This window comes from Aeromonas sp. S41-2 (assembly GCF_027705845.1).
Lineage (GTDB): Bacteria > Pseudomonadota > Gammaproteobacteria > Enterobacterales > Aeromonadaceae > Aeromonas > Aeromonas hydrophila.
On record NZ_JAPDCG010000011.1, the window covers coordinates 39,827 to 52,614 of the forward strand.

At 59.8% G+C, this 12,788-nt stretch carries 15 protein-coding genes; 1 reads left to right on the plus strand and 14 read right to left on the minus strand.

The window, feature by feature from the left end:
• Positions 1–18: 18 nt before the first annotated feature.
• Both OKC44_RS19325 and rpsU read right to left on the minus strand, forming a co-directional pair.
• Entirely contained in the window at positions 19–462 is a 444-nt protein-coding gene (locus OKC44_RS19325; protein ID WP_016349543.1) for a GatB/YqeY domain-containing protein, read from the minus strand.
• A gap of 15 nt (positions 463–477) precedes the next feature.
• Positions 478–693 (minus strand): 30S ribosomal protein S21, encoded by a 216-nt coding sequence (gene rpsU / locus OKC44_RS19330; protein WP_005309452.1) that lies wholly within the window; start codon positions 691–693, stop codon positions 478–480.
• 179 nt (positions 694–872) lie between these two features.
• Between rpsU and tsaD the strand changes: the two genes are divergently transcribed.
• Positions 873–1,886, plus strand: a complete 1,014-nt coding sequence (tsaD, locus tag OKC44_RS19335; protein WP_024946180.1) for a tRNA (adenosine(37)-N6)-threonylcarbamoyltransferase complex transferase subunit TsaD — start codon at positions 873–875, stop codon at positions 1,884–1,886.
• A gap of 84 nt (positions 1,887–1,970) precedes the next feature.
• Here tsaD and rpoS read toward each other — a convergent pair whose 3' ends face one another.
• The 12 genes from rpoS to mazG form a co-directional block, all read right to left on the minus strand.
• Entirely contained in the window at positions 1,971–2,954 is a 984-nt protein-coding gene (rpoS, locus tag OKC44_RS19340; protein WP_011704778.1) for an RNA polymerase sigma factor RpoS, read from the minus strand.
• A gap of 47 nt (positions 2,955–3,001) precedes the next feature.
• Positions 3,002–4,042 (minus strand): peptidoglycan DD-metalloendopeptidase family protein, encoded by a 1,041-nt coding sequence (locus OKC44_RS19345; RefSeq protein WP_042064195.1) that lies wholly within the window; start codon positions 4,040–4,042, stop codon positions 3,002–3,004.
• A gap of 10 nt (positions 4,043–4,052) precedes the next feature.
• Positions 4,053–4,634, minus strand: coding sequence for a YqaA family protein (locus tag OKC44_RS19350; RefSeq protein ID WP_016349540.1), 582 nt, complete (start codon positions 4,632–4,634; stop codon positions 4,053–4,055).
• On the minus strand, positions 4,631–5,248 hold the full coding sequence (locus tag OKC44_RS19355) for a protein-L-isoaspartate(D-aspartate) O-methyltransferase (protein WP_011704775.1): 618 nt from the start codon (positions 5,246–5,248) through the stop codon (positions 4,631–4,633). Before OKC44_RS19355 ends, OKC44_RS19350 begins: the two co-directional genes overlap by 4 nt.
• A gap of 4 nt (positions 5,249–5,252) precedes the next feature.
• The gene (gene surE, locus OKC44_RS19360) at positions 5,253–6,014 is read right to left on the minus strand and encodes a 5'/3'-nucleotidase SurE (RefSeq protein ID WP_270814615.1); all 762 of its coding nucleotides are present in this window, start codon (positions 6,012–6,014) and stop codon (positions 5,253–5,255) included.
• The gene (gene truD / locus OKC44_RS19365; RefSeq protein ID WP_043125122.1) at positions 5,995–7,053 is read right to left on the minus strand and encodes a tRNA pseudouridine(13) synthase TruD; all 1,059 of its coding nucleotides are present in this window, start codon (positions 7,051–7,053) and stop codon (positions 5,995–5,997) included. Before truD ends, surE begins: the two co-directional genes overlap by 20 nt.
• A complete protein-coding gene (ispF, locus tag OKC44_RS19370; RefSeq protein WP_065479376.1) occupies positions 7,053–7,529 on the minus strand; it encodes a 2-C-methyl-D-erythritol 2,4-cyclodiphosphate synthase in 477 nt (158 codons plus the stop codon). The genes truD and ispF overlap by 1 nt, the downstream gene beginning before the upstream one ends.
• Positions 7,526–8,257: a 2-C-methyl-D-erythritol 4-phosphate cytidylyltransferase gene (gene ispD, locus OKC44_RS19375; RefSeq protein WP_270814621.1), complete on the minus strand. Its 732-nt coding sequence runs from the start codon at positions 8,255–8,257 to the stop codon at positions 7,526–7,528. Before ispD ends, ispF begins: the two co-directional genes overlap by 4 nt.
• Complete coding sequence (gene ftsB / locus OKC44_RS19380; protein WP_011704770.1) at positions 8,250–8,567, minus strand: cell division protein FtsB; 318 nt, start codon at positions 8,565–8,567, stop codon at positions 8,250–8,252. Before ftsB ends, ispD begins: the two co-directional genes overlap by 8 nt.
• Positions 8,568–8,745: 178 nt before the next feature.
• Positions 8,746–10,047 carry a phosphopyruvate hydratase gene (eno, locus tag OKC44_RS19385; protein ID WP_011704769.1) on the minus strand — a complete coding sequence of 434 codons (1,302 nt, stop codon included), beginning with the start codon at positions 10,045–10,047 and terminating at the stop codon, positions 8,746–8,748.
• Between the two features lie 89 nt (positions 10,048–10,136).
• The gene (pyrG, locus tag OKC44_RS19390; protein WP_017410643.1) at positions 10,137–11,774 is read right to left on the minus strand and encodes a glutamine hydrolyzing CTP synthase; all 1,638 of its coding nucleotides are present in this window, start codon (positions 11,772–11,774) and stop codon (positions 10,137–10,139) included.
• Positions 11,775–11,915: 141 nt separating this feature from the next.
• Complete coding sequence (mazG, locus tag OKC44_RS19395; RefSeq protein ID WP_077096099.1) at positions 11,916–12,713, minus strand: nucleoside triphosphate pyrophosphohydrolase; 798 nt, start codon at positions 12,711–12,713, stop codon at positions 11,916–11,918.
• Positions 12,714–12,788: the final 75 nt, after the last annotated feature.

The window sequence follows — 12,788 nt, forward strand, 5'->3', positions numbered from 1 at the left end:
AAACAAGAGAGTTGCCTGTTACGCCAAGCGGGTTTTCACCTGAGCACTGACGGCGCCGACATCGGCACGCCCCTGAATTTTCGGCTTCAAGACAGCCATGACTTTGCCCATGTCAGCCATGACGGCAGCACCACTTTCAGCGATGGCTTGCTCAATCAGTGCGGCAATTTCGGCTGCAGTCAGCTGTTGCGGCAGGAACTCCTGCAACACAACGATCTCTGCGGACTCTTTGTCGGCAAGATCCTGGCGACCGGCAGCTTCAAATTGACTGATGGAATCACGACGCTGTTTGACCATTTTGGTGACCACAGCGAGGATATCCTGATCATTGAGCTCGACACGGGTATCAACTTCACGTTGCTTGATTTCAGCCATCAACAAACGGATCGCTCCCAAGCGAGCCTTGTCTTTGGCAAGCATGGCGAGTTTTTGTTGATCCTTGAGTTGATCCTTCAGCGACACGGCATGAACCCTTGATTAGTACAGGCGGATACGACGTGCGTTTTCGCGGGACAGCTTCTTGGCGTGACGCTTAACGGCAGACGCTTTGGCACGCTTGCGAATGGTAGTCGGCTTCTCGTAGAACTCACGGCTACGAACTTCGGACAGGATACCGGCTTTTTCGCAAGAACGCTTGAAGCGACGCAGAGCAACGTCAAACGGCTCATTTTCACGGACTTTGATTACTGGCATGTGCCTTTCACCTCAGTGATAAATTGTTAGCTGACCTTCAATCGATCAGCATGTCTTAAAATGGTGCGAAATTATACTCTGGACAGGGAATGAAAGTAAACCCGCAGAGATCGCTCTGGTTTAAAAAACCCGCGAAGGTTACCATAGCCGTCTCATTTTAGCAGTGAAATTTTTTAGCAATGCGTGTATTGGGCATAGAGACATCCTGTGACGAAACCGGGATCGCGATCTTCGACGATCAAAAAGGGATCCTTTCCCACCAGTTGTATAGCCAGGTCAAGCTGCATGCGGACTACGGCGGCGTCGTTCCCGAGCTGGCCAGCCGGGATCACGTCCGCAAGACGATCCCCTTGATCCAGGCCGCGTTGCGAGAGGCGGGACTGGGCAAGGACGACATCGACGGCATCGCCTACACCGCAGGTCCGGGCCTGGTTGGCGCCATTCTGGTGGGAGCCACCATAGGCCGCTCGCTAGCGATGGCCTGGAACAAACCAGCCATTGCCGTGCACCACATGGAAGGCCACCTGCTGGCGCCCATGCTGGAAGAGCGAGCCCCCGAATTTCCCTTCGTGGCCCTGCTGGTCTCCGGCGGTCACTCCATGCTGGTACGGGTCGATGGCATCGGCAGCTATCAGCTGCTGGGCGAGTCGATCGATGATGCTGCCGGCGAGGCGTTCGACAAGACGGCCAAGCTGATGGGACTGGATTACCCGGGTGGTCCGCTGCTCTCCCGGCTGGCGGAGAAGGGCACCACTGGACGCTTCACCTTCCCGCGTCCCATGACCGACCGCCCCGGGCTCGACATGAGCTTCTCCGGCCTCAAGACCTTTGCCGCCAACACCATCGCCGCCAACGGTGATGATGAACAGACCCGTGCCGATATTGCCCGAGCGTTTGAAGACGCGGTAGTCGACACCCTGGCCATCAAGTGTCGCCGTGCCTTGAAGGAGACCGGCCTCAATCGCCTGGTGGTGGCCGGCGGCGTCAGCGCCAACCGTCACCTGCGCGCCCAGCTGGCCGAGCTGATGGAGAGCCTCAAGGGGGAAGTGTTCTACCCGCGCACCGAATATTGCACCGACAATGGCGCCATGATCGCCTATGCCGGCATGCAGCGCCTGAAAGCCGGGGTGTTCGAGCCACTGGCGGTCAAGGCCGTACCGCGCTGGCCGCTGGACACCCTGGATCCGGTTTGATCCAGCGGATCCTGCCGACATGAAAAAGGGGCCTTTGGCCCCTTTTTGTTTTGCTTGGTAAGCATCTCCACTCACTAGCAACCCTTAGTTGGTACGGAACAGCGCCTCGATGGAGAGCCCCTGCCCCAGCAGGATCTCCCGCAAGCGGCGCAGCCCTTCTACCTGGATCTGGCGAACCCGCTCGCGGGTCAGACCAATCTCGGCACCCACGTCTTCCAGAGTCGCCGGCTCATAGCCGAGCAGACCGAAGCGACGGGCCAGCACCTCGCGCTGCTTGGGGTTCAGCTCCTCCAGCCAGTGAACGATGCTGGCCCGCATGTCGTCATCCTGGGACTCCAGCTCAGGGCCCATGCCGCGCTCGTCGGAGAGCACATCCAGCAGCGCCTTGTCGCGATCGCCACCGATAGGGGTATCGACCGAGGTGATCTTCTCGTTGAGCTTGAGCATGCGATTCACATCGTCTACCGAGCGATCCAGCGCGAAGGCGATATCTTCTGCCGTCGGTTCATGATCGAGCCGATGGGATAGTTCGCGGGCGGTGCGCAGATAAACGTTCAGCTCCTTGACCACATGAATGGGCAGACGAATGGTACGGGTCTGATTCATGATGGCCCGCTCTATGGTCTGACGGATCCACCAGGTGGCATAGGTAGAGAAACGGAAACCGCGCTCGGGATCGAATTTCTCGACTGCGCGGATGAGGCCGAGGTTGCCCTCTTCGATGAGATCGAGCAACACCAGGCCGCGATTGTTGTAGCGACGGGCGATCTTGACCACCAGTCGCAAATTGGACTCGATCATGCGCTTGCGGGCAGCTTTGTCACCTCGCAAGGCACGACGGGCGTAATAGACTTCTTCTTCGGCGGTGAGCAGCGGGGAGAAGCCAATCTCCCCGAGATAGAGCTGGGTGGCGTCCATCACCTTGTTCAGTTCAGGTGCCATCAGTTCATCGGAAATCGTCTCTTCGGCCTCGGCCGCGACTTCCTGAACCTCTTCCTCTTCGTGGGTCTCCAGCTCTTCGTCGAACTCTAACTCTGCATCCTGCATAACCAGTTGTTCTTGGCTCATGGCGTGTCTCCCTGACCGGCACCAGAGTAAGACTTAACTCTCTGGGTCTAACGCTTTGGCAAATGGCTCATCGGGTTAATCGACTTGCCTCTGTACCGGATTTCAAAGTGCAATCGCACATCCGGCGCGTCCGTGCTACCCATGTTGGCAATGACTGATCCGCCTTTGACGCTGTCTCCTTCCTTCACTCGCAACTCGTCATTGTGGGCGTAAGCAGAAAGGTAGTCATCATCATGTTTGAGAATGATCAGCTTGCCATAACCCCTCAGTGCGCTACCGGCATAGACGACCTTGCCGCCGCTCGCCGCGTAGATAGGTTGCCCCTTCTGACCGGCGATATCTATGCCCTTGTTACCCTGTTCTGCAACAGAGAAACCTTCGACGATCCGACCCTTGGTAGGCCAGTGCCAAGATAGCTTGCTGTAGGAATTGTCTGATTTTTGTTCTTTTACCTGAGCGTATTCTTTTGAAGATGGTTGAGCAATCGTTTTCTGTTTGATAAATGGAGTGGTCGTACCTGAGGTCGCCGGCGCCAGGGGTTTGGGGCCGGAGCTCTGGGTCACCACCGGGCGAGTCGCCGCCACCATCTGGCCACTGCCGCTGCTGGTGGACTGCACATTCAGCACCTGCCCGACCTGCAGGGCAAAGGGTGCCTGCAGATTGTTGCTTTGTGCCAGTGTCTGATTCGACATGCCAAACTGGCGTCCAATGCTGCTCAACGTATCCCCTGGGCGGACCTGATAGGTACCTGCACTGCGCGTAACGGCCATGGTGCTGCCGGAGGCATCAAGCCGGATCTGCTGGCCCGGATAGATGTTGTAGGGGGGGCTGATGCCGTTGAGACTGGCCAGCGATGGTACGTCATTGCCCGAATTGAAGGCGATGGAGTAGAGGGTGTCCCCTTTTTTCACCGTGTAGCTGTTGCCCTGAATGGCGGGCTGGGCCGCCATCTGGCGAGCCGGAATGGTAGAGACGAGACCATCATTGCCCAATCCTTGTACCGGAGCAGCAGTCTTACTGGAAGAGCAAGCGAGCAGCAGCCATGACAACACGACGACACTGCTTCCTTGCCAAACACGCGAACGCATAGTGGATCCTTTAACGACTAAACCAGAAATAGGCCACAACGGCCAAACCAATACAGAGCCAACCCAGCACATCCACATAGTGCATCAGCTTGCGCTCCATCTTCTCGCCACCCCAGCGCATCAGGCCTGCTACCAGGAAAAAGCGCATGCCACGCCCGATCAGCGAGGTCACGATGAAGGGCAGCAGTGCCATTTGCAACAGGCCGGCCGTCACGGTAAACACCTTGTAGGGGATCGGCGTGAAACTGGCAATAAAAATCACCCAGATGCCCCACTGCTCGAACCATTGCCGGGCCAGGGCAATCTTGTCTTCATAACCCACCGAGACCACCAGCGGCTGGACCACCGGCTCCCACAGGGCATAACCGAGCAGATAGCCGAACAGCGCGCCCAGCACTGAGAACAGGGTCGCCAGTGCGGCGTAGTGCCAGGCCTTGTGCGGTCTGGCCAGCGCCATGGGGGCCAGCATCACGTCCACCGGAATGGGCCAGAACACCGACTCGATGAAGGCGGTGATCGCCAGATACCAGGGGGCATACTTGTGGCGTGCCCACTGCATCACCAGCACATAGAGGCGGGAAAACAACTTCACTCGACATCTCCGTCAATCAGGGGGACGAAACGGACCGGCTCCAGGATCCGGCTGGTCAGCTGGGAGCCCGACCGCTCGATCAGCTGCAGGGTCTGCTGGCTGTCCCCCACCGGCAACACCAGCCGGCCGCCGTCGGCCAGCTGGTCAGTGAGGGCCGTCGGCACCTCGCTGGCGGCAGCCGTCACCAGAATGGCGTCGAAGGGCCCCTTGTTGGGCCAGCCCAGCCAGCCATTGCCGTGCTTGGCGGAGACATTGTGCAGATCGAGCTGACGCAGCCGGCGCCGGGCCTGGAACTGCAGCGACTTGATCCGCTCCACCGTGTAGACGTGCTCCACCAGATGAGCCAGCACCGCCGTCTGGTAACCCGAGCCAGTGCCGATCTCCAGCACATGGGCCGGATCGTTCTGGATCAGCAGCTCGGTCATCCGCGCCACCATGTAGGGTTGCGAGATGGTCTGACCGTGGCCGATGGGCAACGCCGTATTGTCCCAGGCCTTGTGGGCCATGGCTTCATCCACGAACAACTGGCGCGGCACCTTGGCAATCGCCGCGAGTACGCGGAAATCGCGAATGTCCTGCGCGATCAGCTGGTTTAACAGGCGCTGTACTATCACACCTTCATCCCTGCAGGTCCAACCAAGCCCCCAGCCCCGCCAGACTGCTGTAGGCAGTCATATCGATGGTCAGGGGGGTGATCGAGACGTAGCCCTGCTCGATGGCGGCGAAATCCGTGCCTTCGCCCGCATCTTGCTGGCTGCCGGGGGGGCCAATCCAGTAGATGGGCTGGCCACGGGGATCCTTGCTGCATATGACCGACTCCGCCCGGTGGCGGTTGCCAAGGCGCGTCACCCTGATCCCCTTGATCTGGTCGAGGGGCAGGTCCGGCACATTGACGTTGAGGATCTGATCGGCGGGCAGCGGGTGCACCATCATGCCCCTCACCAGCTGGGCGGCGTAGTGGGCCGCCGTGGCGAAATGGGTCTTGCCTACCAGCGAGATGGCCAGCGAGGGGAAGCCGAGGTGGCGTCCCTCGGTTGCCGCCGCCACCGTGCCCGAGTAGATGACGTCATCCCCCAGGTTGGCGCCGTGGTTGATGCCGGCCACCACCATGTCGGGCTCCGGGCGCACCAGCTCGTTGACCGCCAGGTGCACGCAGTCGGTCGGGGTGCCCTTCACCGCATAACTCTCGCTGCCATTAAAGCCGGTTTCGCCAAGGCGCGTAACCCGCAGCGGCACTTCCAGCGTCAGGGAATGACTTGCGCCGCTGCGGTTGCGATCCGGCGCCACCACGATGACCTCGCCACAGGCAGCCAGCGCCTCGCTGAGGGCTCTTATGCCCTCCGCATGCACACCGTCATCATTACTGACCAGAATTCTCATCGGACTGATTCCTGAAACCATGATCGGCCTCTTCGGCCTGCATTAACTCGCGCACTACGCTGGTGGCAAACGCCCCGGCCGGCAGGAAGAACGACAGGGTCAACACGGCCCCCTCCAGCTGCCAGCTCATGGCTTGCGGCTTGAGCAGCAGCGGGCGGCGGTCCTGGTCCAGCCCGGCTTTTTCCAGGCCGTCACACCAATCGTGATAGGGGGCCAGCACGCTCTGTTCGAACTCGGCGGCGGCACCCTGGCTGGCCAGCCGGCCACGGCCCCACTGGGGCGCGGTGAGCTGCACGTCGCCGGAAGCCAGACGCGCCTCCAGCTCAGGGGTCACGCCCTCTTCGCTGAAGATGGAGTGGCTGCCCTTGAGCATCACACAGTCGCCGGCCAGCAGCTGATGGGCCAGTCCCTGCTCGATGCGGGCACTGACGATGGCATTGAACAGCATGCTGCGGGCAGCGGAGAGATAGAGGGAGCGCTTGTTGCGATCCTTGATCCGCTTGCCGGCGAACATCGCCTTGGCCGCCTCCAGGTTGTTGCCGCCCCGGCCGAAACGCTGCTCGCCGTAATAGTTGGGCACCCCCTGCTCAGCGATGGCCTGCAGGCGGGATTCCAGACCGTCGGCCTGCTCCAGCCCGGTGAGGCGCAGGATGAAGTGGTTGCCCTTGAGATAGCCGACCCGCAGCTTCTTGTTGTGGCGCTTCACTTGCAGGATCTGGATGCTGTCGCTCTCGATGACGGAGAGATCCGGTTCCGCCTTGCCTGGCAGATGAATGCCGAACCACTGTTCGGTCACCGCATGGCGGTCTTTCAGCCCGGCCCAGGTCACCGCATTGCGGTTGACCCCGGCCGCATCGGCCAGCAGGCCAGCCACCCAGGCGGTATTCTCCCCGGTTTTACGCACCCGGACGAAGATGTGCTCCCCCTCGCCACAGGGTTCAAACCCGAGATCTTCATTGACCACGAAATCGGCGGCTTGCGCCTTGAGGATGCCACGGGCAGTCGGCGCCCCGTGCAGATAGGCAAGTTGTTCCAGCATTATTGTTTCACCAGTAAGACGACGGCTTCGGTGGCGATCCCTTCCTTGCGCCCCGTGAATCCCAGCTGTTCGGTGGTGGTCGCCTTGACGTTCACCCGGTTCAAGTCACATTGCAGATCGGCGGCCAGCACGGCGCACATGGCGTCGATATGCGGCGCCATCTTGGGCGCCTGGGCAATGATGGTCACATCCAGGTTGCCGATGGCATAGCCCGACTGTTGCACCCGGGCAAACACGTCCCGCAACAGTATGCGGCTGTCGATCCCCTTGAACTCGGCCGCGGTATCGGGAAAGTGACGGCCGATATCGCCGGCACCGATGGCGCCGAGCAGCGCATCGCTCACCGCGTGCAGCACCACGTCACCATCGGAGTGAGCCAGCAGGCCCTGCTCATACGGCACCGCCACCCCGCCCAGCATGCAGGGGCCAACCCCACCAAACTTGTGTACATCAAAACCATGTCCAATCCGGATCATGCCAGCTCCTCTGTGGGTGAATCGGGTTGCGCCGGCTGGCGCGCGTTCTGTTGCTGCAAATAGAGCCCCGCCAGAGAGAGATCCTCCGGCCGGGTCACCTTGATATTGTCGGCTCGTCCTTCCACCATCCGCACCGTGAAACCGGCGAGCTCCATGGCGGAGGCCTCGTCGGTGATGGTGGCCCCCAGCGCCAGCCCCTCTTCCAGTGCCAGCTTGAGCGGTCTGGTGGGAAACATCTGGGGGGTCAGGGCATGCCAGAGCTGCTCGCGATCGACGGTGGCGAGGATATTGCCCGCCCCGTCGGAGCGCTTCATGGTGTCGCGCACCCGGCTGCCGAGGATGGCGCCATCACAGGCCATGGCGGTGGCAATCAGGGCATCTAGGTCGCCGTGGGTCAGACAGGGACGAGCGGCGTCGTGCACCAGTACCCACTCCCCTGCGGCCACATGCAACGCATTGAGCACGGAAAAGGCCCGCTCGGCGCCCCCTTCCACTCGCAGGATCCTCGGATCGGCGGCCACGGCCAGGGTGTCGAACCAGCGGTCATGGGGAGCCAGCGCCACGATCACCTGGGTGATGGCCGGGTGGGAGAGCAGCCGGGTCAGGGTATGTTCCAGAATGGTTCGACCCGCCAGCTGCAGATACTGTTTGGGGCACTCGGCCCCCATTCGGCTGCCGATGCCCGCGGCCGGGACGATGGCGGTCAGCCCGGGGCGGCGATCAGTCATCGTAGGCTGCGTCTCCGGAGCTGGAACCCTTGTCTTTGTCCTTGGGGATGATCCGATAGAAGGTCTCGCCCTGCTTGATGTAGCCAAGATCGTTGCGCGACAGCTCCTCGATGGCTTCCAGGCCCGAGGTCAGATCGTCGATCTCGCGATAAATCAGGTTGTTGCGATCCTTGAGTACCAGATTGTCCTGCTGCTGCCGGGTGATGGCATCGGACAGCTCATGATAGTCAGACAGACCGTTCTTCCCCAGCCAGAGGTCATATTGAAGCCCCCCCAACAGGAGAAGCAGGATAAGAGTGAGTAGCCGCATGCACTGAGTCTCCTTCAAGCGGCCTAGTTTCCCATATTCGCAGGCAAGACAAAAGAAAGCCTGTGCCCCGGATGGGTTGGGCCGGAATAAAAAATGCAGAAACCCGCCGTGGCGGCGGCAGAAACGAAAAAGCCCCGCCGATTGGCGGGGCTTTGCAAAGCGTGGAAGCAGGCGAAAATTAAGCCTGGTTCTTCACTTCTTTCAGACCACGGAACGGAGCCTTGGCACCCAGCGCTTCTTCGATACGGATCAGCTGGTTGTACTTGGCAACACGGTCAGAACGGCTCATGGAACCGGTCTTGATCTGGCCAGCAGCGGTACCAACAGCCAGGTCGGCGATGGTCGCGTCTTCGGTCTCACCGGAGCGGTGGGAGATGACGGCAGTGTAGCCAGCGTCTTTGGCCATCTTGATGGCAGCCAGAGTTTCGGTCAGGGAACCGATCTGGTTGAACTTGATCAGGATGGAGTTGGCGATGCCGTTGTCGATACCGCGCTTCAGGATCTTGGTGTTGGTTACGAACAGGTCGTCACCCACGATCTGGATTTTCTTGCCCAGTTCGGCAGTCTGGTAGGCGAAACCGTCCCAGTCAGATTCGTCCAGGCCATCTTCGATGGAGACGATCGGGAACTTGGTGGTCAGGTCAGCCAGGAAGTCGGAGAAACCATTGGAGGTGAAGACACGACCTTCGCCTTTCAGGTTGTACTCTTTCTTCTCTGCGTCGTAGAACTCGGAAGCAGCGCAGTCCATGGCCAGGGTGATGTCGGTGCCCAGTTTGTAACCGGCAGCGGCAACGGCTTCGGCGATCACTTCCAGCGCTTCGGCGTTGGATTTCAGGTTCGGAGCGAAACCACCTTCGTCACCAACGGCAGTGTTGTAGCCCTTGGACTTCAGCACTTTGGCCAGGTTGTGGAACACTTCGGCGCCCATGCGGACAGCTTCTTTCAGGGTCTTGGCGCCAACCGGCTGGATCATGAACTCCTGGATGTCGACGTTGTTGTCGGCGTGCTCACCACCGTTGATGATGTTCATCATCGGCAGCGGCATGGAGTAGACACCCGGGGTACCGTTCAGCTCGGCGATGTGGGCGTACAGCGGCATGCCTTTGGCAGCAGCGGCAGCTTTGGCGTTGGCCAGGGAAACAGCCAGGATGGCGTTGGCGCCGAACTTGGATTTGTTCTCGGTACCGTCGAGGTCGATCATGATCTGGTCGACAGTGGCCTGGTCCTTGGCATCTTTACCCAGCAGAGCTTGAGCGATCGGGCCGTTTACGGCTTCGAGGGCTTTCAGCACGCCTTTACCCAGGAAACGGCTCTTGTCGCCGTCACGCAGTTCCAGCGCTTCGCGGGAACCGGTGGACGCGCCAGACGGAGCGGCTGCCATACCAACAAAACCACCTTCCAGGTGAACTTCGGCCTCAACGGTCGGGTTACCACGGGAGTCGATGATTTCACGACCGATCACTTTAACGATCTTGGACATGTGTATTTCCTCAGGTTTCGTAAAAAAACAACAAAAATATGCCAAAAAAAGCGGCTGCGGCACAGGGCCCCAACCGCATTTATTTTCAATTACTTCAGATTACGCTTCTGATACTCGCCTGCCGCCTTCACAAAACCGGCGAACAGGGCGTGGCCATCACGGGGAGTCGAGGTGAACTCCGGGTGGAACTGCGCGGCCACGAACCAAGGGTGATCCGGGATCTCGATAATTTCCACCAACTTCTTGTCGGCGGAGAGACCGGTCACTTTCAGGCCTGCTGCTTCAATCTGCGGCAGCAACTTGTTGTTCACTTCATAACGGTGACGGTGGCGCTCGTAAATAGTCGGGCTGCCGTACATCTGGCGCACCTTGGAACCTTCGACCAGGTGGCAGAGCTGGGAACCCAAACGCATGGTACCGCCCAGATCGGACTTCTCGGTACGAGTCTCGACGTTGCCTTCGTCATCCACCCACTCGGTGATGAGACCCACCACCGGATAGGCACAATCCTTCTTGAACTCGGAAGAGTGAGCCCCTTCCATCCCCGCCACGTTGCGGGCGAATTCGATCATGGCGACCTGCATGCCGAGGCAGATACCCAGGTAGGGGATCTTGTTCTCGCGAGCATACTGGGCGGCCTGAATTTTGCCTTCCACGCCACGCTCACCGAAGCCACCCGGCACCAGGATCGCGTCCAGACCTTCCAGCAGCTCGGCGCCACGGGTCTCGATGTCCTGGGAATCGATGTACTTGATGTTGACGGACAGACGGGTCTTCAGGCCACCGTGCTTGAGCGCCTCGTTGACGGACTTGTAGGCATCCGGCAGGGATACGTACTTGCCGACCATGCCGATGGTCACTTCTGCAGTCGGGTTGGCCTCTTCATAGATGACCTGTTCCCACTCGGCCAGATCGGCTTCCTTGCACTCCAGACCGAAACGCTCGGTGAAGTAGGAGTCCAGATTCTGGGACTTGAGCAGTGCCGGGATCTTGTAGATGGAGTCGACGTCTTTCATGGAGATGACGGCGCGCTCGGGCACGTTGCAGAACAGGGCGATCTTGGCGCGCTCAACGGCCGGAATGGCACGGTCGGAGCGGCAGATCAGCACGTCTGGCTGGATACCGATGGAGAGCAGCTCTTTGACGGAGTGCTGGGTCGGCTTGGTCTTCACTTCACCGGCGGCAGCCAGGTAAGGAACCAGCGTCAGGTGCATGAACATGGCATTGTTGCGGCCCACTTCGGCAGCCAGCTGACGAATGGCCTCGAGGAACGGCAGGGACTCGATGTCACCTACGGTACCGCCCACTTCGACGATGGCAACCTGATGGCCTTCGGCACCGGCAATCACCCGCTCCTTGATGGCGTTGGTGATGTGCGGGATCACCTGAATGGTGGCGCCCAGATAGTCACCACGGCGCTCTTTACGCAGCACGTCTGCATAGATGCGACCGGTAGTGAAGTTGTTGCGGCGGGTCATCTTGGTGCGGATGAAACGCTCGTAGTGGCCCAAGTCCAGATCGGTCTCGGCCCCGTCCTCGGTTACGAACACTTCACCGTGCTGGGTCGGGCTCATGGTGCCCGGATCCACGTTGATATAGGGGTCCAGTTTCATGATGGTCACATCCAGACCACGGGCTTCCAGAATGGCTGCCAGAGAAGCTGCGGCAATGCCTTTGCCGAGGGATGAAACAACGCCACCAGTTACAAAAATATATTTTGTCGTCATGCTGAACCTGAAAGAAGTTTAGGGAATTTTAAGGGGTGCTTCGGGGATGAAGCAGGACGGGGAAACAGTATACCAAAACCCCCTCTCCCAAACAATGAACAAAAATCTATCAGGCTCCCGGCGCCCCCATCTTGCGCCAAATCAACTTTGTTCGGTTTCCTTGGCCCTGTCCCAGGCGGCATCGAGCTTTTCCAGCGAACAATCGCTCACTTTCAGCCCTTCTGCGGCGATAAACTGCTCAACCTGACGAAACCGGCGTTCGAACTTGGCGTTGGCGCCCCGCAATACCTGCTCCGGATCCTTGCCCAGATGGCGCACCAGATTGACGGTGGCGAACAAGAGATCGCCGAGCTCATCGCTCACCCGTTCTTCGTCCACGTCGGCCATCAGCGCCTCTTCCATCACCTCGTCGATCTCCTCGTGGATCTTGTCCACCACCGGGCCGAGCGTCTTCCAATCGAAGCCGACTGTGGCGCAGCGCTTCTGGATCTTGGCGGCGCGGGTCAGGGCCGGCAGCGAGAGGGGGATGTCGTCGAGCACGCTCTCCTTGTCGAGCGCGGCCCGCTCTCTGGCTTTTTCTGCCTCCCAGTTCACCTTCACCGCCTGCTCGTCGCCAAGGTCGGCATCGGAGAAGACATGGGGATGGCGGCGAATGAGCTTCTCGCTCACCGTATCCACGATATCGGCGAAATCGAACAGCCCCTGTTCCTTGCCGAGCTGCGCGTAGAACACCACCTGGAACAGCAGATCGCCCAGTTCACCCTTTAATCCGTCCCAATCCTGGGTTTCGATGGCATCGGCCACTTCGTAGGCCTCCTCCAGGGTGTGCGGCACTATGGTCTGGAAGCTCTGCTTCAGATCCCATGGGCAACCCCCGTTCGGGTCGCGCAATCTGGCCATGATGTCGAGCAGTTGAGGCAGGTCGTAACGTTGGGACATGGGATATTCGCTTCTTGATTCGTAACGCAGGGGAAAAACAGTGACCGACCTGGCGGTCGGTCACGAGTTGGTTGT